The organism is Fontivita pretiosa (genome assembly GCF_050410795.1).
In the GTDB taxonomy this organism is placed as follows: domain Bacteria; phylum Planctomycetota; class Phycisphaerae; order Tepidisphaerales; family Tepidisphaeraceae; genus Fontivita; species Fontivita pretiosa.
The window spans coordinates 4,732,578-4,755,174 of record NZ_CP191258.1; the positions used below are offsets into that span (position 1 = coordinate 4,732,578).

Sequence of the window (22,597 nt, forward strand, 5' to 3'; positions counted from 1 at the left end):
CACTTCATGACGCCGGCGCAGACGTCGCGCAACCGCCCGACTCGGACGGGCTTCCCATGGACATCGTCTGGGCGGCTTTGCGGATCTGGTTCCGCAGTGCGGTCACCTGCCGAAGCGTGAGGTTGCCGCTGCCGGAACTGCCCACCACGCAATGCACCGCGCCGTCGCGCACGAATCCCGAGATGTGGTACTGGCCGTCGGTTTGCGCGTAGGTCATTCCGTCTTTGGCCTTGTAGCGATACCCCAAAGCGCCGGTGGACAGTGAATAGACACAGATGGTCGCATCGCCGCGGGTGAAGACGAACCGCGCGGCACGAGTGCCACCCACCTCCGAAAGGCTTGCGCCCTGAAACGTCCAACCGTCGCCCGGATCGATCACCAGTACGGGATGACGAAGCTCTGCAAGCAGCTTGGCGCGAGCGGCCGCCAGGTCGGTGGCGGGGATGGCGGCCAGCGGATCGGCGATGCCGTGTTCGGCATTTCTGGCGCGATCTTCCCCGAGGCTTCGGCGGCTTGCTTCGACCATGGCCGTTGCGAAGTATGGCGGGACGGATCGATCGGTGTTCCAGAAAAAGCTGTAGACCAGCCCCAGACCAAGCAGCAGCGCTGCCGCTGCGGCCAGCCCATACAGCGGCGTGCGCCAACGGCGCAGGTTCTGGCCAGTCGGCTGTGTCTGCCCGGCGGCCCGCTCGGCCCGAAGCGCCTGGGCGATTCGCTCTCGCAGTTGCGGCGGGGCCGTTTCCCCACCCAGCGCACGCCGTAGCGCCGCCTTCAACGCCGGATCATCAAAATGGGTCTGCTCAGGATTCATTTCTCATTCCACGCAACCCCATCTCACCAGAACCAAACCGGTTCAAAGGACAAGTTATTCCCGGATCAGTCCTTCTTTTCGTGCATACTCGTGAAGCTTCTGCGAAAGCCGGGCGCGGGCCCTGTGCAGCCGGCTCATCACCGTTCCTATCGGCACTCCAACCGCATCGGCGATCTCCTTATACGAGAACTCCTCGATCGCCCACAGCAGCAGTACCGTCTGATACTCGATCGGCAATTCCTCGATCGCCTTCACCAGGCGCTGGTCCATGCCTTCAAAGCTGCCCGGGTCCAGCGGGACCCCCGCCGCCGACTCGTTGCCGGCGACGCGCTCCAGATGAGCATCATCGACCGCAACTGGCTGTCGCTTTTCACGCTGCGATCGGCTGAAGTGCACGTTGTGCATGATCCGCACCAGCCATGGACGGATCCCGAACTGCTGAAGCTCAAAGTCGTCGCGCGCACGAAAGGCCCGCAGGTAGGTCTCCTGGACCAGGTCGTCGGCCTTGGCCGCGTCCTGGGTCAGCCGGCGGCTGACCCGGTAGAGCATGTCCAGATGCTCCAGGGCCAATCTGTCGAATTCATCGCGGGGGACTTTCATCCGGACCGGAGCCCTCACTCGGCCATGCGTCAATTGCACAATAGCCCGCGGCTTGCGAAATGACAAAGGTTTTCGTATTGCCCCGATTCATGAACAGCGAGCAACCGAGCCTGGCTTTTGCGCTGCCGCCGGATATCCGGGGGCTTGTTTTCGACTGCGACGGCACGATCGCCGACACCATGCCCCTGCATTATCAGGCCTGGTGTGAGACGTTGCGGGAACATGGCCGGGAACTGCCCGAGGCGATGTTCTACGAGATGGCGGGGATTCCCACGCCCCGAATCGTGCAATTGCTCAACGAAAGGCATGGCTGGACGTTGCCGGTGGAGCAGACCAGTCGGCGCAAGGAGGAACTGTTCCTCAAACTGCTGCCACAGGTGATGCCTATCGAGCCGGTCGTGCAGGTGATACGACACTTTGCGGGGCGATTGCCGATGGCGGTGGCGACCGGCGGCACGCGCGCGGTCTGCCGCAAAACCCTCAGCTTCATGGGGTTGATCGACTACTTTCAGGCGATCGTGACTGCCGACGATGTTGCGCAGGGCAAGCCGGCGCCGGACATTTTTCTGGAGGCTGCCCGCCGCCTGGGAGTGCCGCCGCAAACGTGCGCGGCGTTCGAGGACGGCGATCTGGGGATTCAGGCCGCGCGCGCCGCGGGAATGCTCGTCTTCGATGTGCGCGACGTGTGCCGCAGACCGTCGCCGTCCCCGACCGCCGGCCTCACACCGCCGGCAGGAACGTGAACGCCTCCACCAGCTCATCGCCGCTGTTGTGCAGCTCGATGCCGTGAGCGGCGGCGTCGTGACTGACAAAAAACTCATCGCCGGCACGGAAGCTGCGCCCGTTCACCGTTCCGCGTCCGCGCCAGATCAGCAGCACGAACGGCAGCGACTCGCTGTAGCTCAGCCTGCTGGAGACATGGATGCGTCGTCCGGCGAACTTGCGGCACACCTCCACGGGAAAGATGGTGGCCACCTGCCCGCCGCTGTGCTTGCGCTGCACCGGCACGGGTTTGAGCCGGAATCCATCCAGCCGACCGACCCGCTGAGCCACGTTCACGTCGATGAGCTTCATCGCCTGCTCGAGCGTGCGGAAGCCCGGATGTCGCTGCGCCGGCGGCATCAGTTTGCCTGCGCTGTAAAGCTCCAGCAGTGTGTAAACGTCGGAAGGTTGCTGAATCTCCAGAGTCAGTGCAGTTCCCGGTCGATGTGGAACACCCGCGGGAACAAAAAACCCTTCTCCGATGGTTTGATAGAAGCTGGGCGACAACTCCAATGCGTATTCGCGACCACGCTCGATGGCGCGCACCACCTGGGCGTGCGTGACACCTTCCCACAGCCCGGCATGGGTGTATGGCTGGGGACCTTTGGGCGCTTCCAGGAAGTAGTACGCTTCGTCCTTGCCGAAGCGATGGCCCCTGAAGTTCTGCTTCATGCGTGCGACCTGTGCATCGGTGGCGTGCAGATGAAACACGATCGGCTCGCCCGGGTCGAGGATCTTCACCAGCACGCGAAACTCCGGACCGTGGGCGTCGAGAATGTCCTGTCCCAGAAGCTCCAGCGGGGCGGCCTTGATCGCGTCGCGCAGGGAAAGCGGCGGAACACTGCGCGGCACATCGACCATAGACAGCCCGCCACTTGGCATGGGCGGCGGATTCACCGCTGCCACCGTCGAGCCGATCCACCGTTCCGGGATGAACTGCCGTGACGAGCGCTTCAACCGCTGCTGTCCCAGCCGATTCAAATCCGGGTAGAAACGATGAACGAATTCCGGACGCAGCTTCAAGATTCCCTGTCCCCGCTTCAGCAACTCAACGACGGTCTGATAGTTGTTCATGGCTCTCAGCTCTACCGGCCAGGCGAGGCGATGTTGCTGGCCAGAACCCGTTGCGTTGTCGGCAGGCCGTGGTACGAGGCCCTGCCAGTCGCGTCGCCGGCCCAATTCAGCGAAAACGGCACACCACGTCAAAGACTTTGCCTCCGGTCCGCTTGGCGACCATGGCATCCTTGATCATGGCGATGTTCAGCGCATCGCAGGAGAACTCGGCATCGAGATTGCTCTCTACGCCGCGGCCCATGCCTTCGATGATAACCAGATCAGCATCCGCCGACACGTCGTTCAAGTCCGGGGAAACTTCCGACAGGTCGATCAGTGGCTCGCCCGTGCCCGTGCTGACCGATTCGATCGGCAGGCTGGCCAGCGACGGCTCGGCCCGGAGAATCCGTGGCCACCAGGCGCGCACATCGTGGATGGTCATGTCGTTGAGGCTGGGATATTCGTTGGCGGCCAGAACCACCTGAGTGCCGCGCATGGCCAGCCACCGCGCCAGCGGCAGCACGCCCAGCAGAAAATCGCTGCCGGCGTTGTCGATGAAGATGATCGTCTTGCGATAGGTCTTGCGATGCCAGACCTGCTCGAGCTGATCGAAGTCGTCGATGAGCCACGGCCGCGCCGGCAGCGTGCGGCGAATCTCGAAAAAATCCGGACTGGAGCCGAGGAACCGCCCCGCGGTTGCGGCGGCGCCCATGTCGAAGATGTTGCCGGCGAAAACACCCTCGATCACGGCGCGGAGCCTGTGCGAATCGGGCGTGGCGTCGATCTGCCGACAGACCGCCGGCAGCAGTTGCAGCATCTTCGCATTCTCCCGATCCTTCAAATCGATGAACGGATCGATGAAGCCATGCTCGCGGAAGATCTGGTCTCGCCAGCGGTCCAGCGTCAGGATCGTCACCACGCCGTGCCGGCCAGGGTTTTTCAGATATTCGGTGAAGATCTCGGTGAAGTGCTCATGGCAGCGACGGGCGCGGTCGTCGGCTGATTGTTTTGCCTGGCCGCGCGCAATCGCCGCTTCCACGCCCAGTCGCAGAATCGTCCGCGCATGTTCGATGAAAAACGGTACCCAATATTCGCGGGCTTCGTGGTCCTGTGTCAGATCCCACTTGCAGGCGACGTATCGGTTGGGGTCGGCGAGCTTGACGAAGGGTCGGCGATTCTGCTGGCGTTGGCTTTTGATCGAATCCCACATCGCAGCGGCGGATGCTAACGATGGTGCGCGCGAATGCAATCGCGCCTGGCGCGGCCCATCGATCCCATCAACACGCTGCTCTTGTGCGGCAGACTGCGTCGTATGCACCGGCCTGTGGTACGGCTGTCAAACCTGAAGTAAACTGTCCGATTATGGCACAAACCAAGGAACAACTACTGAGCAGAATGTGTGAGGCCGGGGTGGTCGCGGTGATCCGCGCCAAGTCCAAGGAACAACTCATCGACATCACCAACGCGCTGCTGGAGGGCGGCGTGATCAGCATCGAGGTGACGATGAGCACGCCCAAGGCGATCGCGGGGATCGAGGAGCTGGCCGACAAGTTCGGCGAGCGCGCGATCGTGGGCGTGGGGACGGTGCTGGACGCGGCGACGGCGCGCGACGCGATCGCGGCGGGGGCGCAGTTCGTCGTCTCGCCGATCACCGATCCGGAGATCATCGCCACCACGATCCGTTACGGGAAGATCAGCATCCCCGGCGCCTTCACGCCCACGGAGATCCTCCGCGCCTGGACGCTGGGCGGGGATGTGGTCAAGGTCTTCCCCGCCACCGCCCTGGGGCCGCAGTACTTCAAGGATCTTTTGGGCCCGCTGCCGCAGCTCAAGCTCACGCCCACCGGCGGTGTGGACGTGAAGACGACGCCGGCGTGGATCAAGGCCGGTGCCGTGTGCGTGGGCGCGGGATCCGCACTGGTCTCCAAGGAAGCGTTGGCGAAAAACGACTGGGCGGCGATCGCGAAGGCGGCCAGGGAGTTCACCGACGCCGTCAAATCCGCGCGACAGGCATAGACTTGGAGCTTGCAGGGCGAATCAGAACCCCGTGCGCTTGAACTGTTTTTCCAGGTCGCGCAGGGTCAGTCGCAAAGTGGTGGGCCGGCCATGGGGGCAGTTGCTGCTGCGCTCGACCAGGTCCTTGCGCGCCAGCAGCGCCTCGATCTCGGCGGGAGTGAGCGGGTCGCCGGCCTTCACCGCCGCTTTGCACGCCATCATGTCCAGGATCTCGTGCAGCAGCTCTTCTTCGTGCAGATCCAGCAGTTCCTGTTCGCCCCGCTCCAGCAGTTCCCGCACGAATTCGGCGGGATCCAGCCTTTCCAGGAAGGAGGGGAAAGCGTGGACGGCGACGGCGTCGGGGCCGAAAGGCTCGGCCTCGATGCCCAGCCGGGCCAGCAGTGGCTGAATCTGTTCCAGCAGCGCGATCTGCCGCGTGGAGGCGGCCAGCGTCTGCGGCACCAGCAGTCGCTGCGACTCCAGCGGCCCGCGAGTGATCCGCGTCTTCAGCTCCTCGAACATGATCCTCTCATGCAGCGCATGCTGATCGATGATGATCAGTCCGTCTTCGGATTCGGCCACAAGGTAGCTGTTGTGAAGCTGGATAGCCGACGGGGGCTTGGCGGGCGCGGCAGCGGCGCGCGACGGAGGCGCGATCGGAGCGCTGGATTCCATGCCCCTGGCCACAGTGGCAGGCGGCTGCGGCAGCGAAGCGGCGCTCGGTGCATCGCTCGGCGGATGCGATGGATGCGGCGGGAAGATGGACGGCGACGTCGAGGCGCCCGCCGGCTGGGGAACCCAGACGCTGGGATTGACCGGCGCGGCGCGGAAGAATTCGGCCAGCCGTGTCTGCATGTCTTTTCGTTCCTGATCGTCGGGAGCCGCGGCGCGCGCGACAGCGCGCGGCGTCAGGTCGCTGCCGAGCAGTCGCTCGCGCACGGCGGCCATCACCAGCCCGTGAATCCGCTGTCCATCGCGAAAACGCACCTCGGCCTTGGTCGGGTGAACGTTCACGTCCACATCTTCAGGGGGCATGTCGATCAGCAAGACGGCGGCGGGGTATCGGCCCGGCTCGGTCAGGCCGCGATACGCCTCCCGAAGCGCGTGCTGAATGAACTTGTCGCGGATGGGGCGGTTATTGAGGTAGATGTGTTGGAACCTGGCGGTGGGGCGTGCCAGCTCTGGCAGGCCGATGATGCCGCGGAGGCGGATTTCGGCGTCGCGGCAGTCCAGCGGCAGGCGCTGTTCGTGGAACTCCTGTGGCCAGGCGCACAACAGGCGTTGCTGCTCGTCGGTGGCGGGCAAATCCAGGGCGATGCGCCCGTTGTGCAGGAGCCTGAAGCTGATCCGCGGTCGGGGCAGGGCGCATCGCAGGAGCATCTCGGCGATATGCCCGAACTCGGTGGCAGCGCCCTTGAGAAATTTGCGTCGCGCCGGAACGTTGTAAAACAGGTTGCGGACTTCGACGGTAGTGCCGACGTTTCCCGCGGCGGCCTGCGGATCGGAAATCTCGCCGCCGCGGTTGTGGATTTCCCAGGCGGCATCCTCGCGTGCGTCGGCCAGGCGGCTGAGGATGCGGCAGTGCGACACAGCGCCGATGCTCGCCAGCGCTTCGCCTCGGAATCCCAGCGTGGTGATCCTGAACAGGTCCTCATCATCGTGCAGCTTGCTGGTCGCGTGGGAGGCAAAGGCCAGCAGCAGGTCCTGCGGTGAGATGCCGCTGCCGTCGTCGATGACGCGGATCAGCTCGCGTCCGCCGTCCTCGACTTCGACGGTGATGTGGGTGGCGCCGGCGTCAATGGAGTTCTCCAGCAGCTCCTTGACCACCGAGGCCGGGCGCTCGATCACTTCTCCGGCGGCGATTCGGTTAACCAGCGAGGGCGGAAGCTGCCGGATGGCGCCCGGACGGAGGCGCGGGTTGTTGGAACGATCATCCTGCACAAACACGTCGCGATTATAGTACAGCCAGCGGCAAATTGAGCGCCGCGGGATAGGCGAGGCACAGGTTATTCACGCCGCCGGATCGACGAGCTGCACAGACGGATCGGCCGGCGGTCGCTCAGGCACGCTCCAGACGTCTCACGCCCGCGGGCGAGCCGATCAGCGCCGCCTCCGCGATGGCCAGGAACAGCCCCGATTCGACGATGCCGGCGCGGGACTTGAGGCTCAGCTCCAGGGCTCTGGGCGCCGCAATCGGAGCAGGAAACCGGCAGTCATAGATCAGGTTGCCGTTGTCAGTGGTGAATGGCGAGCCGTCGGGGTTTCGTCGCAGCAACGGCTGACAGCCCAGGGAACGGAAGAAGGTCTCGTGCGTTTCGTGCCCGAAGGGCAGGACCTCCACCGGCAAAGCGGTTTTGGATCCCAGGGCTGGCACGAGCTTGGCCTCGTCGGCGATGATGACCAGACGATGGCTGTTCTGGGCGACGATCTTTTCGCGCGTCAGTGCGCCGCCCATGCCCTTGATCAGGTCCAGGTTCGGCGCGATTTCATCGGCGCCGTCGATAGTGAGGTCGGGGTGCGGGTCGCGGGCGAGACTGGTCAGCGGAATGCCCAGACTTGCAGCGCGTTGTTCGGAGCGGATGGAGGTCGGCACGCCGCGGACGTTGCGCAGGCGGCCGAGGGTAATGGCCTCGGCCAGTGCGACCAGAAAGAAATCCGCGGTCGAACCGGTGCCCAGTCCGACGACCATGTTGTCGCGGATGAGTTCAAGAGCGGCCAGGGCGGCACGTTGCTTGGGATCCATGGGGGCGCAGAGGATAACGGCGCGAAAGCGGTTTTGCGATACCGGCGGCGCGCGTCATCTGTACTTGCTGCACGCGCACGGCTGCGGGCAACGCAGGCGTCGCGACATCGCTCACGTACGTTCCTGGCTCGTCAATCGCTCTCGCCACCTGGCTTGGATCTGCTGATCCTGGGGACTTTGCGGGCCGCGCGTGGCGACGGCGATCTCATCGAGCGGGAATTTGGGCGTGCGGTCCATGTACAGCAGCCCGTTGGCCTCCTGGTACGTGTCGGTGAACTGCGTGTAGCAGAAGCCTGCCAGCACCGGCAAGGAGCGTACGGCGGCGAGCAGCTCGGCGTACCGGCAGGCCAGGTCCTCGGGGCTTTGGGCGCGGGAGTAGCCCCAGGTGTGATCCTGATCCTTGGAATAGGCGATTCCACCAAACTCGCTGAGCATGATCGGTTGTCCGCGATACTCGAAATCCGGCAGCAGCAGCATACGGTGTCCGGGATACTCGCGTTGCAGGATTTGCGCCGGATCGCGGCTGCGGGTGTCGTAGCGTTGCAGGATGCGACCAGGGTCCGGATCGTAGTCGTGGATGGTGATGATGTCGGTGGCGGCGGCTTCCCAGCCGTCGTTGCCGATGACCGGTCGCGTCGGATCGAGACACCTGGTCAGGTGATACAGTGCCTGAACCGCGTGCCGCTGGGCGGCGCTGCTGGGCAGGTCGGGCACGCCCCAGGATTCATTGAACGGCACCCACGCGATGATGCACGGGTGGCTGATGTCCCGCTCGATCGCTTCAATCCATTGCTGGGTGAGTCGGCGGATGCTCTGGTCGGAAAACGTGTAGGTGCTGGGCATTTCTTCCCACACCAGCAGGCCGAGCTTGTCGGCCCAGTACAAAAACCGCGGGTTTTCGATCTTCTGGTGCATGCGCACGCCGTTGAAGCCCATCGCCTTGATCAGCTCCACATCCTGGCGATAGGCCTGGTCGTCGGGGGCGGTCAACCCACTGTGCGGCCAGTATCCCTGGTTGAGCACCAGTTGCAGCGTGATCGGCTTGCCGTTGAGAACCAGCCGGTCGCGCCAGATCTGAATGGATCGCATGGCCGCGTAGCTGCTGACCGAGTCGAGGACGTTGCCCTCGGCGTCAAGCAGGTCGATGTGGGCGTCGATGAGATTCGGCGACGTCGGCGACCAGAGCAGCTCGGCGCGAGCGTCGTCGATGCCCGGATCGGGCAGGGCGATGGTCCGCTCGATTTGGCCCGGCGGTTCCGGGATGGCGTATACGTCCTCGGCGAGTTGCCGATCGCGCATGGACAGGCGTGTGTAAAGCTTCAGCGGGAAGCGAGCTTGTGGATCGGCAATGATCCTGGCCCGCAGGATCAATCCCCACTGCTGAGGGTCGGCTATCCAGCAGAGGCGAACAATGCGCGTGGCATTGACCCGCTCCAACCACACGCTTTGCCAGATACCGCTGGTGCGGTAATACCAGATGGAATGCGGTCGGGGCTTCCAGTCCTGCTTGCCACGGGGCTTGGCCAGGTCGTGCGGATCGTCATCAGCGCGGACGACGATCGTCTGGGTCTTGCCGGGGATCAGAAGGTCGGTGATGTCGGCCTGGAAGGGCGTGTAGCCGCCCTCGTGTGTTACGGCCAGGCGGCCATTCACCCAGACGCTGGCCTGGTAATCGACGGCGCCGAAGTGGAGGAGCAGCCGCTGATCGCGTGCCAGTCGCGGTGCATCGAACTGCCGGCGATACCAGCAGGTGGTGAAATAACCGGTTTCCACAATCCCACTTGCGGGGGTTTCAGGCGCAAAGGGAACCTCAATCGTACGATTGAAGCGGACTCGCTCCGGCGAATCGGTAGACCCATCGCGGTCAATGGCGAACTGCCACTGCCCGTCCAGACAGATCCAGTCGCCGCGCTGCAACTGGGGACGCGGGTATCCGAAACGTACCTCCGGGCGCCCGGGCTCCAGTGAACCGTTGGATTGCTTCATACGTCGTTTGCTCATGCGTACGTGCCTGATTGGCGTTGGTCAGGTTTGAACGTACCTGACAATGTAATCATTTGGTATGGGTGTTGCAGCGGGCGATTTTGCGGACGGATGTGCTGTCAGGATGTCGCCGGCCAGCAGCGTCGCGGCGGCAGATTTTGCACCTCTCACATCCGTCGCCACAGCAGGGAGAATAGTCGCATGGCCGGCAAGCCCAATCAAAAAGGCAAAACGCGTCCGGCGCAACAGCAGTCGCAGCAGCCCGGGCGGGAGTATCCCATGCGCCCGCGGCCCAAGGTCCAGCTTGCCGAGTATCGACCGGCAGGCAAGCTCCAGGGGAAGGCGGCGCTGATCACCGGCGGCGACAGCGGGATCGGCCGAGCCGTCGCCGTCGCCTACGCCAGAGAAGGCGCCGACGTCGCGATCGTCTACCTCAACGAACACAAGGATGCGGAACAAACCAGACGACTTGTCGAGGCCGAGGGCCGCAAATGCATCCTCATTTCCGGAGACATCGGCGACGAGCGATTCTGCCAGCAGGTTGTCGAGCAGACCGTGCGCGAGCTGGGCAAGCTCGACATTCTGGTGAACAACGCCGCCGAGCAGCATCCCCGGCAAAGCATCGAGCAGATCACCGCCGAGCAATTGGAGCGCACCTTCCGCACGAACATCTTCGCGATGTTCTACCTGACGAAGGCGGCGATGAAGCACCTGAAGCCGGGCAGCGCGATCATCAACACCAGCTCGGTGACCGCGTATCGCGGCAGCGAGCAGTTGCTGGATTACTCGGCGACGAAGGGGGCGATCGTGGCATTCACGCGATCGCTGGGGCAGGCGCTGGCAAGCAAGGGGATCCGAGTGAACGGCGTGGCGCCCGGGCCAATCTGGACGCCGCTGATTCCCTCCACCTTTCCGCCTGAAAAAGTCGAAACGTTTGGCGCCGATGTTCCGATGGGTCGCCCCGGCGAGCCGGCCGAGGTGGCGCCCAGCTTCGTTTTCCTGGCCAGCAGCGACGCATCCTATTTCGCCGGGCAGATTCTGCACCCCAATGGAGGAGAGATCGTCAACGCATGAAAGGTTCCTGAGCGTCTGAGGGCATGGAGGAAAGCGACTATGACATACCGACGGTTTCTGACGGGCATGTGCATCGCGGGTGTGGTCCTTGTCGGGCACGGCTGTGCACGCAAGCCGCAGTCCGGCGTCGCCCGCACTCAACCACAGGTGCAATACGATCTGGCGCAGACGGCTGGCGCCCGGATCCAGACCATCGGGCGGATCGAGCCGGCCGTGCTGTTCTACGGGCCGATGCCGACGGGCGTGGCCGTATCGCGCTCGGGGCGAATCTTCGTCAATTTCCCCAGATGGGGCGATCCGGTCGCGTTTACCGTCGCCGAGATCCGCAACGGCAGGGCCATGGCCTATCCCAACCTCCAGATCAATCAGGGACGGGGGCCCGATTCGTTGATCTCGGTACAGAGCGTGGTGATCGACCCGCAGGATCGGCTGTGGATCCTGGACACCGCGAGCATCAACTTCGGCCCGGTGCAACCTGGCGCCGCCAAGCTGCTGTGTGTAGACCTGAACACGAATCAGGTCGTCAAGAAGATCACGTTCCCGGACAATGTCGTGTTGCCGACGACGTACTTGAACGACGTGCGATTCGACCTGAATCGCGGCAAGGAAGGCATGGCGTTCATCACCGATTCGTCGGGCACCGGGCCGAACGGAATCATCGTGGTGGACCTGGCGACGGGGTCGAGTTGGCGGAAGCTGCACGACCATCCCTCGACTAAAGCGGATGAGAACTTCGTGCCGACGGTGGAAGGCGAGCCGTTGATGGTGCGACTGCCGGGGCAGCAACCCGGTTACCTGCGTATCGGCGCCGACGGAATCGCGGTCGATCCGAATGCGGGCGTGCTGTATTATTGCCCGCTGGCCAGCCGCCGGCTGCACAGCGTGTCTCTGTCTGCGCTGGCGGACCCGAATCTGCCGGATGAGCAGGTGGCGCAGACGATCAAAGATCTTGGGCCGCGCGACTTTGCGTCCGACGGCCTGGACTGCGCCGCCGACGGAACTCTGTACCTGACCGACTACGAGCACAACGCGATCCGCAAGCGACTGGCCGATGGTCGCTATCAGATCGTCGCACAGGACCCGCGGATGATCTGGCCGGACAGCATCTCGATCGCGCAGGATGGCTGGCTGTACTTCACGGCCAATCAGCTCAATCGCCAGGCACGCTTTCACGAGGGGCAGGATCGTCGCCAGCAGCCGTACGTGCTGTTCCGCACGCGTATCACCGACGCCCCCGGCGGCGCGCCGGCGATGAGCGGAGCGCACCGCAAGTAAGAGAGGTATTCCCGCGCCCGAGCTTGAGTGCCCGTTGACGTGCTTGCGGGGTCGTGTGTGTGCCCCGCGACAAGTTGATCGCCGGTGTTGCGGGCGGCGGTGCCAACCATGATGACCACGCGCAGCCTGCGAGGCACAGTTCAAGGCGGTCGTTCGGCGCAGACCGCCACGGTGGTGATGAACCGGGCGGCGGCGCGTCGAGCCGGACTGCGATATGTGGCCGGTACCGAGCACGGGATCCGGCGCATCCACCGCGGCGGTGGGTTCGTTTATATCGATCGTTTGGGACAGCGCATCGCAGATCCGCAGACATTGGCGCGAATCAAGTCGCTGGCGATTCCTCCGGCATGGGAAGGCGTGTGGATCTGCCCGAATCCGCTGGGGCACATCCAGGCGGTTGGGCGCGATGCCCGCGGTCGCAAGCAATACCGCTATCATCCGCGTTGGCGCGAGGCGCGAGACGATGAGAAGTATCGCAAACTGATCGGCTTCGCCCGGGCACTGCCACGCATCCGCCAGGCCTTACATCGCGATCTGAAACGACCCGGATTACCGCGCGCCAAGGTTCTGGCGGCGGTAGTGAGGATTCTGGAGCGTACGCTGATCCGCATCGGTAATGAGGAGTACGCCACCAGCAACGGCTCCTACGGGTTGACGACGTTTCACGACCGGCACGCGAAGATCGGCCGCGGTTGGGTGCGCTTCAAGTTCCGCGGCAAGAGCGGCCTTGCGCACGAGATCGACCTGGAAGATCCCAGGCTCGTGCAGATCATCCGGCACTGTCGTGACTTGCCAGGGGAGCAGTTACTCCAGTATGTCGATGGCCATGGTGAGGTGCGCGACATCACCTCCCGAGACGTGAACGACTATCTGCGACAAATCGGCCGCGGCGAGTTCACCGCCAAGGACTTTCGCACCTGGACGGCGACGGTTCTGGCGGCGCGGGCGTTGAGGGAGCTTGGGCCGTGGCAGTCAAGGGCGCAGGCCAAGCGCAATATCCGCCTGGCGGTCGAAACGGTGGCGAAGCGTCTGGGAAACACCAGCGTGGTCTGCCGCCGCTGTTACATCCATCCGGTTGTGTTCGAGGCGTACCTGGATGGCTCGCTGGTGCGGCAGCTCGGCGAGCGCGCTCAGCGGACGGCCGTCGAGTTGCGGCATCGGTTGTGTCCTGAGGAAGCGGCGGTGTTGGTGCTGCTGCGGCGAAAGCCGCGGCGGGATGCGCGGCCACGAAGGACGCATCGCCATACCGCCAGCGTGGTCTGATCGCGGCACCGACGCAAAGGGCACCAATCGCTCCGCCAGTCCAATGAACCGGTGCGCACGCGGCATGAAAAGGTGGCGCGGACGACGCCCGGCGCGGACACGATGATCCCTCAGCCCGCTGGCGCCGTCGTTGCACCTTTCCTCGCTTATGTCCCTGGCCTATCATTTGCCGATTAACAGTGGGTGTCTGCGATTGACACGCCATGCCAGCGAGTCAGAATAGCGCCAGCAGACGTCACCAGCCGACGTGACGCGATCAACCGCCGACGCCTCAGCGTGAAAGGCGACCTTCGCTTTGCCCACACGGTCGCCAGAAAGGCACATACGCCATGGCCGGTCCACAGTCGTTCATTCCTCCGCGCCTCAGCCGCTCGCGTCCCCGACGTCGGTTCACCCTGGAACAGGCGAATCGCACGCTTCCGCTGGTCAGTCGGATCGTGGCGGACATCGTCAAGGCACACAAGCAGGCCACAACGATCCAGATCCAGCTCGAGCGTCTCTCGCCGGCGAGCAGGCAACGCAGGCCCCTGGAGCAGGAGCTGGAAAGAGCGATGGAGCGGCTGAACGATCTGGTCAGCGAGCTGTCGGCGGTTGGCTGCGAAGTCAAGGACTTTCAACTTGGGCTGGTCGATTTCATCGGGCGACACCAGGGGCGCGATGTGTACCTGTGCTGGAAGCTGGGCGAGCCGCAGATCGACCACTGGCACGAGCTGGATGCCGGTTTCGCCGGCCGTCAGCCGGTCAGCCTTCTCCAGGAGAGCCAGTAAGACATTCATCGCGCCGCGCGCAAGGCGCGCAGAAAACGAAGATCACGGCCCATGGCGCCGTGATCTTTTTGTTTGGCGGTTTGGTCTGGTACGTCCCCAGGCCGGCAGCGTGGCAGCCTCGCTCAGCACTCGATCCTGGTTCCCAGGAGCTTGAGGAACTTGGCCAGCCAGTCGGGATGAGCCGGCCAGGCGGGGGCGCTCACCAGGTTTTTGTCCACGTGTGCCTTGTCGATGTCGATCTGCTGGAACGTTCCGCCACAGGCGGTGACGTCGGGGCCGACGGCGGGATAGGCGGTGCAGCTTCGTCCTTTCAACACGTCGGCGGCCACCAGGATCTGGATCGCGTGGCAGATCGCCGCCACCGGCTTGTTGGCCTGGAAGAAGTGTCGCACGATCTGAAGGACTCGGGGATTGAGGCGGATATATTCCGGCGCCCGCCCGCCCGGCAGCACCAGCGCGTCGTACTCTTCCGCTCGGACTTGCTCGAAGGTCGCGTTGAGCGTGAAGTTGTGCCCGGGCTTTTCCGAGTAGGTCTGATCACCCTCAAAGTCGTGCACGGCGGTGCGCACCTTCTGGCCCGCCTGCTTGTTCGGACAGACCGCATGTACAGTGTGCCCGACCATCAGCAATGCCTGAAACGGCACCATCACTTCGTAGTCTTCCACAAAGTCGCCGACGATCATGAGGATCTTCTTCGCAGCCATAGGTTTCCTCCGTTTGGCTCGACATCCTGATGGCGCGATTATAACGCCTGCCCGTGGCCGCAGGGATCATCGAATCGGCGGAGCATCGGGCGGGGCAAAGCGGGCAATGTCATCGGGACGCAATGGCCCCAGCGGCTGCATGCGCGCGTCCTGATACCCCCATTGATGAATGTCAATCTGGTACTGGTGCTGCGCGATGTAGGTTCCGCGGCAGATCGGCTGGTCAACTTTCGGCTCGGCGCGCATCTGTGCCTCAAGCTCGTTTATCAACCAGGCGGGAATCACATGCTTTTCGCTCGGATAGACATATCCAAAGAGGATCAGATGCGACAGCAGCACGCGTTCGTGTCCGCCGGCGAAACGCTTCAACAGGCGACGCCAGTCGAGCTGCTGCCCGCGGCGAAGAATCAGATGAGCCACGTCGGCGCCGTCGTAGCGGTCGCGCTCCATCACGAAACACTTGCTGACCAGGATTTCCTCAGCCGGCACCAGCCGCACCCGTCGCTCCAGGAAGTCTCCCTGCTCGGCGTGGGAAAACCAGTCGTTATCGACGGGGGTCAAGCCATTGCCGCTGTTGAACAGGATGTCGATAAACGCTTCGCTCTGGGACAATGCCTTGGCCAGGAAGTGCGGCCAGGTCCACTCCGTGCGATATCCCGCCGCCGCCAGCACATCCACCGTGCGGCGTGACTCACCGGGGCGGACAAAGATATCCAGGTCTTTGGTATCGCGCACGATGCCGGTGTAGTGGGTCATGGCAAAGCCACCGCCGACCAGGTATTCCACGTCCGCCTCGTCCAGCAACTGAAGCGCGCGGAGGTAGAACTCGCGGATCTGCTCAGGCGGCTGAAACGTTTTGACAGGGGCAAGCATGCGCACACCTCGGCCCGGAGCCAGAGACATGATGCAAACGGGGTGCCAGCGCCGCTCAAGCGAAAATCAGCGGGATCTGCATCTCATCGCGACTCAGCCCCGCGTGCTGTGCCACGTACACCGCACGCGGCGCCGCATTCGCATCGGCCGGCAGCACGTAGTGCAGCGTGTAATTCCGATACGCGATCCCCACATAATCCCCGAACCGGCGACGGACGTTTGAGGCGATCGGCTCCGGGCCGAACAGCCGCAGCTCCTCTGCCCGATCCGTCGCCAGCAACACCATCGCGTGCCCGAAGCTTTCAGTGAAGCGTCGAACAAACTCCGCATCCTTGCCGGGACGCACGTGAAAGATCGGCAGCCGGGCATCTCCCGACGGCGGTACCTGGAGCAGATCCATCATCGGATCATCGTGCCACAGCGACAGATGATGCTTGACCGGAACGTCGATCAGGCCATGATCGGCCGTGATCACGATCCGCGCCCGTCCGTCCAGACCATCGGCCAGGCGTGCCAGCTCGCGGTCGATCTGCTGAATGAGTTCTTCTACGCTGGCATCGCTCAGGCCGCGATGGTGAATCCGGGCATCCACGTCCGGGATGTACACGTGAGTGTACGAGCGGCCCGTCGGTTGCATGCTTCCGGCAATCACCTGATCCACGGCGTGGGCGATCGAGGTGTATGGCAGGGCGGGGGTGTCGCCTCGCGAGTAGCGGGCGTAGGTGGTGTTGGTGATGATCGTCGGGTTCAGCGTCAGTGGGCGATGCTTCATCCGCGGATAAAACGACGGCACGGGGAAGATCTGCTCGGCGGTGATGCCGCGCCTGGCCAGCCACTCTCCGCTGAATCGCTCGACAAACGGTAGATTGATCAGGCTCAGCTCCCGCTCCGGGATGTAGCTGAACCACCCCGTCACACCATGGGTGGCCGGCCAAACCCCCGTCGCCACGCTCGTCAACGCCGATGCGGTTGTGGATGGAACGGTGGATCGCAGCTCGGCGCGCAGGTGTCGGCGGAGAAACATGCTTTCCGGCAGCCGCCGAACCAGGTTCATGCCCAGCCCGTCCAGCAGCACAAAGACATAGTGGTCTGCTGGTCCGATCAGGTCGATCAACTGCCGCTGTGGGGCGGTGGGCTGGAAATCCTCCACCCCGCACAGGGTCCCCATCGCTCGCACCAGATCCACCAGATCGGGCTTGGAATAGTCCGGGTAAACGAGCTCAGCCTGGGTCAGGACGTGCTCGACCGAGGCAGCACCGATCGGCGGCGGAAGCATGGCGACCATCGTAGAGCGGCACGCCTCGCCGCGGCGACGGCAAAATGTGTCGCGCAACTACGCCATCTTGTCCGACTTCGATCGGGCCGTGCGTCTCCGTTTTTCGCGTTCTGCCAGATCGGCCTCGGCTGCCGCGATCAGGCGCGGTCCTTCAGACCCGAGACTCCCGTCGCCGCAGCGCAATGGGCGCAGCAGTAGATCTTCCCGTCGGCCTCCAGGCCGTGCCCGAGAATCCGGCAGCCGCAGTGAGCGCACCGCGGCGCCAGTGCGCTGGCGGCACATTCGAAGCTGTCGAACACGTGCCGCTGTCCGGCCAGGATCACCTCGAAGCTCTTGTCATATTCATTGCCGCAGACTTCGCATTGGGCCATGGCACAACTCCTTTGTTGGACCAGAACAAATCTAACCGATCGCCCGCCGGCAATGAGCGCCAGAAAAACTTCCTCCCGGCCTGGAAGCGTCGTCCTCTGGAAGCTGCGCGGATCGTCCCGCGGCACCCGGCCCGGCTCCTTCTGGAGCTTGCTGAGCCGCCGCGCAAACTGATTGGATCATTCGGATGGAATCAGGCGCAGCCGCTCAGACCTGAAGCATTGATGCTCCTGGCAGAGCAACGCAGAAGCGTCGATGGTTGGGGCCGAATCGGACCTTGGCGGATCAGACGTCCAGCTCCTGGGCCTCTTCGGCGCGTTCCATGATGAAGCGGAAGCGGGCCGAGGCGTCTTTGCCCATCAACTCGTTGATCACCCGGTCGGTCGCCAGCGGGTCGGCGATCTCGACGCGAAGCAGCCTTCGAGTTTTGGGATTGAGCGTCGTTTCCCAGAGCACCTTGGGCATCATTTCCCCCAGGCCCTTGAAGCGCGTGATCTCCGGCTTGACGTTGCCTTTGGCGTGCTGCTGGAGAATGCGCTGCTTGTCGGCATCGTCGGCGGCCCAGTACGTTTCCCTGCCGATGTCCACGCGATACAGCGGGGGCACGGCGATGAAGACGCGCCCGGCCTCGATCAACTGCCGCATGAAACGGTAGATGAACGTCAGCAGCAGCGTGGTGATGTGGTGGCCGTCGCTGTCGGCGTCGGCCAGCAGAATGATCCGCTGGTAGCGGAGCTTGTTCGGGTCGCAGTCGGGCCCGGCGCCGCAGCCCAGGGCGGTGATCAGGTCGGCGATCTCACGGTTCTCCAGGATCTTGGCCAGAGACTGGCCTTCGGTGTTGAGGACCTTTCCGCGCAGCGGCAGGATGGCCTGGCGGTTGCGGTCGCGGCCCTGCTTGGCGCTGCCGCCGGCGCTGTCGCCTTCGACAATGAACAGCTCGCTGTCGTTGCGGTTGCTGCTGGTGCAGTCGGCGAGCTTGCCGGGCAGGTTCAGCCGGCCATTCGTCGCGGTCTTGCGTGAGATGCTGGCGTTGGCGGCGCGGCTGGCCTCGCGGGCGCGGGCGGCGATGATGATCCGATTCACGATCGTCTCGGCGACGCTGCGATTGCTGTTCAGCCACTGCTCCAGCGCCGGACGTACGGCGCCGTCCACCATCGACTGAATCTCCGGGTTGTTCAGCCGGTCCTTGGTCTGTCCCTGAAACTGCGGATCCTGGACGAAGACGCTGAGCACGCCGAACACCCCCTCGCGGATGTCCTCCGCCGCCAGCGTCACGCCGCGAGGCGTGAGCTCGTGCGTCTCGATGTAGTTGCGGATCGCCTTGAGCACCCCGGCACGCAGCCCGTTCTCGTGCGTGCCGCCGCTGGACGTGGGAATGCCGTTCACGTAGCTCTTGAGCAGCTCGTCGGTGCTCTCGGTCCAGGTGAAGCACATCTCCATCCGCAGGCCGTTCTGCTTCTCGAGCACGAACGGCTGCTCGTGCACCGGCCTGGCGTTGTTCTCCGTGACGATCTTCTTCAGGAACGCGACGATGCCTTCTTCGTGGCGGAAGACTTCCTTTTTGCCGCTGGCCTCGTCGTTCCAGATGACCTTCAGGCCCTTGTGGATATAGCTGGCGACTTCGAGCCGTTCGCGGATCGTCTCGGGGTTGAACTCGGTTTTGGGGAAGATCTGCGGATCGGGCACGAAGTAGATGGTCGTGCCGGTCCCGCGCGCGGGGCCAAGCTTCTTGAGCTTGCTGGTGGGCTTGCCGCGGCTGAACTCCATCTGCCACTCGGCGCCGTCTCGCCGCACAGTGGCGATGAGCTTTTGGGACAGCGCGTTCACGACCGACGCACCGACGCCGTGCAGCCCGCCGCTGGTCTTGTAGTTGCCGCCCTGGCCGTTGTCGAACTTTCCGCCGGCGTGCAGCGTGCAGAGGATGATCTCCAGCGCCGACTTGCGATGCGTCGGATGATTATCCACGGGGATGCCGCGGCCGTTGTCGCTGATCGTGATGCTGGAGCCGTCCTTGTGCAGGGTGACCTCGATGCAGTCGGCGTAGCCGTTCATGGCCTCGTCCACCGAGTTGTCGAAGATCTCCCAGACCAGATGATGCAGCCCGGCGGCGCCCGTGCCGCCGATGTACATGCCCGGGCGTTTGCGTACCGGTTCCAGTCCCTCCAGGACGGTGATGCTGCTGGCGTTGTAGGTTGCGGTGGCGGTCATGATCTGCTGTGTCTGTTGCTTTTCAGTTCATCCTCAACAAGTGATGCACGTGTTTGCGCCGAAGTTCATGTCGGCGGCGTTTCCAGCGGCGGCGGCGTCGTCACGGGCGGGTGGATCACCTCGACGATCTGCCCGCGCGAGACAAACTCATGGCCCTTGCCGCCCCGACTGGTCACCTTGTAGCGGGCGGTGTTCAGCCGCTGCTCGCCGCCCATGCTCGTCTTGACGGTCAGCGTGTCGCGGTCGTCCACCGCGGTGATCGCGCCGATCAGTCGGTCGCCCTTCTCCAGCTTGATCAGCAGCACGCCCTTGCCCGGGCCGGACAGGAAGTTGATCTCGGCGGCGGGGGCGACGATGACGCGGCGATTGTGGCTGGCGGCAATGATCGTCTCACTGCCGTCGATGACGGCCATCATGGTCACCTCCGCGCCGTCGGCGGGGCGGGCATAGCGTCGCCCTGCCTTGGTCGAGACCTCGCGGAAACTGTCCAGCCCGAACCGCAGCGCATAGCCGTCGCTGGTGACCGCCAGCCCATGCAGTTTCGGCGCCTCCTCCGGCTTCCTGTCGTTGACGGCGGTCGCCTTTGGCGGCAGCACGCGATCGTCCATCGACACCGCCGCCACAATCCGCTCGCCGTCCTTCATCTTGAACAGCTTCTGGATCGGCTCGCCATAACCAGTCGTCGCAGGGATATCGATGATCCGCGACGTGTAGGCCGTCCCGAAGTTGCTGAAGAACGTAATCGTGGCCCGCGTGCTGCCGGCCACCAGCGCCAGGATCCGATCCCCCTCGCGCAGCCGCGTGGTCTGCGGATTGATCTCCTTCTGACGCTTGACCCATCCGTCGGCGGTGACCAGCACGTGGTTGTCCTCGGCGACGATGAAGTCCTCGGCCGAGTACTCGACTTCGTTATCCGCCGCCTCGATCAGCGTGCGACGCCTGTTCTGCGGCTGCTTGCCGTAGGTCCTGGCCAGCTCTTCGATCTCGCTGCGGACGATGCCCCAGCGGCCGGTGGCTTCTTCCTCGTCCAGCAGCTTGCGGATCTCTTTGGCGCGCTTGTTCTTCTCGGCCAGCTCCTCGCGAATCAGGTTGATCTCCAGCCTCGCCAGACGATAGAGCTTCAATTCCAGGATCTCATCGACCTGCTCGGGGTCCAGCCCGCCGTCCCTGGGCTTCCTGGGCCCGTGCGGCGAGACGCCATATTTCCTGAGGATCTTTTCCGCGGCGTCGGCCTTGCCCTCGCTGGCGCGGATGATTCTGATCAGGTCGTCCAGGATGTCGAACGCGAACGCGAAGCCCTCGAGCGTGTGAATTCGCCGGCGAAGCTGCTCCAGCTCGTGCGTCAATCGCCGGGTCACCACTTCCAGCCGGAAGTGCAGGAAGTGCCACAGAATCGCCTTGAGCCCCAACCGCTCGGGCCGGCCGACTTCCGGGTTGTCCGTCGGGATCAGGCACGTGAGGTTCACGTTGAAGTTGGTCTGGAGCAGCGTATTACGGAACAGAAAGGCCATCACCTTCTCGATCTCCGCATCGCGCTTGAGCTGAAGCTCGATGCGTACGTCTTCGGTGCTGATGTCCTTCACGTCCAGCAGCAGGGGCATCTTCCGGCTGACGATGAGCTGCGCGATCGCCTCGACCAGCTCCGCCTTGTTCACGCCGTAGGGGATGCTGGTGATGTAGACGATCTGTGCCCCGCGAGTCGTCGGGCCTTTTTCCCACGTGGCGCGGATTCGGATGGCGCCCTGCCCGGTCTTGTAGATCTCGCGCAGCTCGTCGCGGGTGTTGAGCACCTGCCCGCCGGTGGGAAAGTCCGGCCCCCGGATCGCGTCGTTGGCGACGAGCTGGTAGTCCTTGATGTCCGGGTCGTCGATGACCTTCAACAGGGCGCTACAGATTTCACCGAGATTGTGCGGCGGGATGTTCGTCGCCATGCCCACCGCAATTCCCGCCGATCCGTTCAACAGCAGGTTCGGCAGTCTGCTGGGCAGCACCACCGGCTCTTCGCGGGTTCCGTCGTAGTTGGGGCGGAAATGGACGGTGCCCTGGGCGATCTCCTGAATGGTTTCGGCGGCGATGGGGGTGAGCCGGCATTCGGTATAGCGCATGGCGGCGGGGGGGTCGCCATCCATCGACCCGAAGTTGCCGCTGCCATCCACCAGCGGAGCGCGCATCACGAACGGCTGGGCCATCCGCACCAGCGCTTCATAGATGGCTCCGTCGCCGTGGGGGTGATAGCGGCCCATCACGTCGCCGACCACCGTGGCGCACTTGCGGTGCTTGGCGTCGGCGCGAAGTCCGTTCTGCCACATCGTGTAGATGATGCGGCGATGCACGGGCTTCATGCCGTCGCGAACATCCGGCAGAGCACGGCTGGTGATCACCGACAGCGCATAGTTGAGGTATCGTGTCTGGGCGATCTCGTGCAGGCTGGCCTTGTCGTCGCCGTTGGAGTCGGCGCGCTGGCCGCTGAACGTACCACTGCCATTGCCCGAGCCATTGCCGGCGTGGGGCGCGTCGAACAGACCCGTCAGATTGCCTTTTGATTCCCTGAACCGCTTGGCGGCCATCCAATTCACTCCTGAGCAGCCGGTGACCTTTGTGCCGGCCGTCTTTACTGAAAGCAACACGGCTTTGCTGCTGCGGCGGACGCGCCGCCGGTTACATTATCGGCCGCCGGCGCGGTGTTGCTCCAGTCGATTTGTTAGGCGATTGTAAGGGATTCGGCCGCGAATTTCAAACAACCTTCGACGGCCCAACAGATTGCGCCGCTATTATAGACCGCGATTCGCCAGGCACAAGCCATTGAGGAACCCGCTGTGCCTGTGGCGACCATCGCCAGGC

Annotated in this window: 19 protein-coding genes; 6 read left to right on the forward strand and 13 right to left on the reverse strand. The window is 63.9% G+C overall.

Features of this window, described 5'->3' with window-relative positions; all coding sequences use genetic code 11:
- Nucleotides 1–4 precede the first annotated feature (4 nt).
- Both ACQS5P_RS19130 and ACQS5P_RS19135 read right to left on the reverse strand, forming a co-directional pair.
- The gene (locus ACQS5P_RS19130) at nt 5–811 is read right to left on the reverse strand and encodes a hypothetical protein (RefSeq protein WP_428938217.1); all 807 of its coding nucleotides are present in this window, start codon (nt 809–811) and stop codon (nt 5–7) included.
- A gap of 54 nt (nt 812–865) precedes the next feature.
- On the reverse strand, nt 866–1,411 hold the full coding sequence (locus ACQS5P_RS19135; protein ID WP_428938218.1) for an RNA polymerase sigma factor: 546 nt from the start codon (nt 1,409–1,411) through the stop codon (nt 866–868).
- Between the two features lie 89 nt (nt 1,412–1,500).
- On the opposite strand from ACQS5P_RS19135, the gene ACQS5P_RS19140 reads away from it, so the two are divergent.
- Nucleotides 1,501–2,154, forward strand: coding sequence for an HAD family hydrolase (locus ACQS5P_RS19140; RefSeq protein ID WP_428938219.1), 654 nt, complete (start codon nt 1,501–1,503; stop codon nt 2,152–2,154).
- On the opposite strand, the gene ACQS5P_RS19145 is transcribed toward ACQS5P_RS19140, so the two are convergent.
- Both ACQS5P_RS19145 and ACQS5P_RS19150 read right to left on the reverse strand, forming a co-directional pair.
- Nucleotides 2,132–3,247 (reverse strand): hypothetical protein, encoded by a 1,116-nt coding sequence (locus tag ACQS5P_RS19145; RefSeq protein ID WP_428938220.1) that lies wholly within the window; start codon nt 3,245–3,247, stop codon nt 2,132–2,134. The two genes, ACQS5P_RS19140 and ACQS5P_RS19145, sit on opposite strands and share 23 nt — an antisense overlap.
- A gap of 106 nt (nt 3,248–3,353) precedes the next feature.
- Nucleotides 3,354–4,436: an ARMT1-like domain-containing protein gene (locus tag ACQS5P_RS19150; protein WP_428938221.1), complete on the reverse strand. Its 1,083-nt coding sequence runs from the start codon at nt 4,434–4,436 to the stop codon at nt 3,354–3,356.
- Nucleotides 4,437–4,621: 185 nt separating this feature from the next.
- Between ACQS5P_RS19150 and ACQS5P_RS19155 the strand changes: the two genes are divergently transcribed.
- Nucleotides 4,622–5,242, forward strand: a complete 621-nt coding sequence (locus tag ACQS5P_RS19155; RefSeq protein ID WP_428938222.1) for a bifunctional 4-hydroxy-2-oxoglutarate aldolase/2-dehydro-3-deoxy-phosphogluconate aldolase — start codon at nt 4,622–4,624, stop codon at nt 5,240–5,242.
- 21 nt (nt 5,243–5,263) lie between these two features.
- Here the strand turns inward: ACQS5P_RS19155 and mutL are convergent, their stop codons facing one another.
- From mutL to ACQS5P_RS19170, 3 genes are all read right to left on the reverse strand, one after another.
- Nucleotides 5,264–7,168 (reverse strand): DNA mismatch repair endonuclease MutL, encoded by a 1,905-nt coding sequence (gene mutL, locus ACQS5P_RS19160; protein ID WP_428938223.1) that lies wholly within the window; start codon nt 7,166–7,168, stop codon nt 5,264–5,266.
- 112 nt (nt 7,169–7,280) lie between these two features.
- A complete protein-coding gene (gene rpiA / locus ACQS5P_RS19165) occupies nt 7,281–7,964 on the reverse strand; it encodes a ribose 5-phosphate isomerase A (RefSeq protein WP_428938224.1) in 684 nt (227 codons plus the stop codon).
- 111 nt (nt 7,965–8,075) lie between these two features.
- On the reverse strand, nt 8,076–9,965 hold the full coding sequence (locus ACQS5P_RS19170; protein WP_428938225.1) for a glycoside hydrolase family 2 protein: 1,890 nt from the start codon (nt 9,963–9,965) through the stop codon (nt 8,076–8,078).
- Between the two features lie 183 nt (nt 9,966–10,148).
- Here ACQS5P_RS19170 and ACQS5P_RS19175 point away from each other — a divergent pair, with 183 nt between their 5' ends.
- The 4 genes from ACQS5P_RS19175 (at nt 10,149) to ACQS5P_RS19190 (ending at nt 14,326) form a co-directional block, all read left to right on the forward strand.
- Nucleotides 10,149–11,021 carry an SDR family oxidoreductase gene (locus tag ACQS5P_RS19175; RefSeq protein WP_428938226.1) on the forward strand — a complete coding sequence of 291 codons (873 nt, stop codon included), beginning with the start codon at nt 10,149–10,151 and terminating at the stop codon, nt 11,019–11,021.
- 39 nt (nt 11,022–11,060) lie between these two features.
- Nucleotides 11,061–12,296, forward strand: coding sequence for an L-dopachrome tautomerase-related protein (locus ACQS5P_RS19180; RefSeq protein WP_428938227.1), 1,236 nt, complete (start codon nt 11,061–11,063; stop codon nt 12,294–12,296).
- Between the two features lie 108 nt (nt 12,297–12,404).
- Nucleotides 12,405–13,559 carry a DNA topoisomerase IB gene (locus ACQS5P_RS19185; protein ID WP_428938228.1) on the forward strand — a complete coding sequence of 385 codons (1,155 nt, stop codon included), beginning with the start codon at nt 12,405–12,407 and terminating at the stop codon, nt 13,557–13,559.
- Between the two features lie 329 nt (nt 13,560–13,888).
- Complete coding sequence (locus ACQS5P_RS19190) at nt 13,889–14,326, forward strand: DUF2203 domain-containing protein (RefSeq protein ID WP_428938229.1); 438 nt, start codon at nt 13,889–13,891, stop codon at nt 14,324–14,326.
- A gap of 122 nt (nt 14,327–14,448) precedes the next feature.
- On the opposite strand, the gene ACQS5P_RS19195 is transcribed toward ACQS5P_RS19190, so the two are convergent.
- The 6 genes from ACQS5P_RS19195 to ACQS5P_RS19220 all read right to left on the reverse strand — a co-directional run bounded on the left by ACQS5P_RS19195 (nt 14,449) and on the right by ACQS5P_RS19220 (nt 22,323).
- The gene (locus ACQS5P_RS19195; protein ID WP_428938230.1) at nt 14,449–15,030 is read right to left on the reverse strand and encodes a DJ-1/PfpI family protein; all 582 of its coding nucleotides are present in this window, start codon (nt 15,028–15,030) and stop codon (nt 14,449–14,451) included.
- Between the two features lie 66 nt (nt 15,031–15,096).
- Nucleotides 15,097–15,903: a nucleotidyltransferase domain-containing protein gene (locus ACQS5P_RS19200; RefSeq protein WP_428938231.1), complete on the reverse strand. Its 807-nt coding sequence runs from the start codon at nt 15,901–15,903 to the stop codon at nt 15,097–15,099.
- Nucleotides 15,904–15,958: 55 nt separating this feature from the next.
- Nucleotides 15,959–17,179, reverse strand: coding sequence for an alkaline phosphatase family protein (locus tag ACQS5P_RS19205; RefSeq protein ID WP_428938232.1), 1,221 nt, complete (start codon nt 17,177–17,179; stop codon nt 15,959–15,961).
- A 137-nt stretch (nt 17,180–17,316) separates the two neighbouring features.
- Nucleotides 17,317–17,550 (reverse strand): hypothetical protein, encoded by a 234-nt coding sequence (locus ACQS5P_RS19210; protein WP_428938233.1) that lies wholly within the window; start codon nt 17,548–17,550, stop codon nt 17,317–17,319.
- A 283-nt stretch (nt 17,551–17,833) separates the two neighbouring features.
- On the reverse strand, nt 17,834–19,759 hold the full coding sequence (locus ACQS5P_RS19215) for a DNA gyrase/topoisomerase IV subunit B (RefSeq protein ID WP_428941047.1): 1,926 nt from the start codon (nt 19,757–19,759) through the stop codon (nt 17,834–17,836).
- Between the two features lie 62 nt (nt 19,760–19,821).
- Nucleotides 19,822–22,323: a DNA gyrase/topoisomerase IV subunit A gene (locus tag ACQS5P_RS19220; protein ID WP_428938234.1), complete on the reverse strand. Its 2,502-nt coding sequence runs from the start codon at nt 22,321–22,323 to the stop codon at nt 19,822–19,824.
- Between the last annotated feature and the right edge of the window lie 274 nt (nt 22,324–22,597).

Coding starts and splice junctions, on each gene's coding strand:
- ACQS5P_RS19130 (WP_428938217.1), bottom strand. CDS start 811: ATGAATCCTGAGCAGACCCATTTTGATGATCCGGCGTTGAAGGCGGCG.
- ACQS5P_RS19135 (WP_428938218.1), bottom strand. CDS start 1,411: ATGAAAGTCCCCCGCGATGAATTCGACAGATTGGCCCTGGAGCATCTG.
- ACQS5P_RS19140 (WP_428938219.1), top strand. CDS start 1,501: ATGAACAGCGAGCAACCGAGCCTGGCTTTTGCGCTGCCGCCGGATATC.
- ACQS5P_RS19145 (WP_428938220.1), bottom strand. CDS start 3,247: ATGAACAACTATCAGACCGTCGTTGAGTTGCTGAAGCGGGGACAGGGA.
- ACQS5P_RS19150 (WP_428938221.1), bottom strand. CDS start 4,436: ATGTGGGATTCGATCAAAAGCCAACGCCAGCAGAATCGCCGACCCTTC.
- ACQS5P_RS19155 (WP_428938222.1), top strand. CDS start 4,622: ATGTGTGAGGCCGGGGTGGTCGCGGTGATCCGCGCCAAGTCCAAGGAA.
- rpiA (WP_428938224.1), bottom strand. CDS start 7,964: ATGGATCCCAAGCAACGTGCCGCCCTGGCCGCTCTTGAACTCATCCGC.
- ACQS5P_RS19170 (WP_428938225.1), bottom strand. CDS start 9,965: ATGAGCAAACGACGTATGAAGCAATCCAACGGTTCACTGGAGCCCGGG.
- ACQS5P_RS19175 (WP_428938226.1), top strand. CDS start 10,149: ATGGCCGGCAAGCCCAATCAAAAAGGCAAAACGCGTCCGGCGCAACAG.
- ACQS5P_RS19180 (WP_428938227.1), top strand. CDS start 11,061: ATGACATACCGACGGTTTCTGACGGGCATGTGCATCGCGGGTGTGGTC.
- ACQS5P_RS19185 (WP_428938228.1), top strand. CDS start 12,405: ATGATGACCACGCGCAGCCTGCGAGGCACAGTTCAAGGCGGTCGTTCG.
- ACQS5P_RS19190 (WP_428938229.1), top strand. CDS start 13,889: ATGGCCGGTCCACAGTCGTTCATTCCTCCGCGCCTCAGCCGCTCGCGT.
- ACQS5P_RS19195 (WP_428938230.1), bottom strand. CDS start 15,030: ATGGCTGCGAAGAAGATCCTCATGATCGTCGGCGACTTTGTGGAAGAC.
- ACQS5P_RS19200 (WP_428938231.1), bottom strand. CDS start 15,903: ATGCTTGCCCCTGTCAAAACGTTTCAGCCGCCTGAGCAGATCCGCGAG.
- ACQS5P_RS19205 (WP_428938232.1), bottom strand. CDS start 17,179: ATGCTTCCGCCGCCGATCGGTGCTGCCTCGGTCGAGCACGTCCTGACC.
- ACQS5P_RS19210 (WP_428938233.1), bottom strand. CDS start 17,550: ATGGCCCAATGCGAAGTCTGCGGCAATGAATATGACAAGAGCTTCGAG.
- ACQS5P_RS19220 (WP_428938234.1), bottom strand. CDS start 22,323: ATGGCCGCCAAGCGGTTCAGGGAATCAAAAGGCAATCTGACGGGTCTG.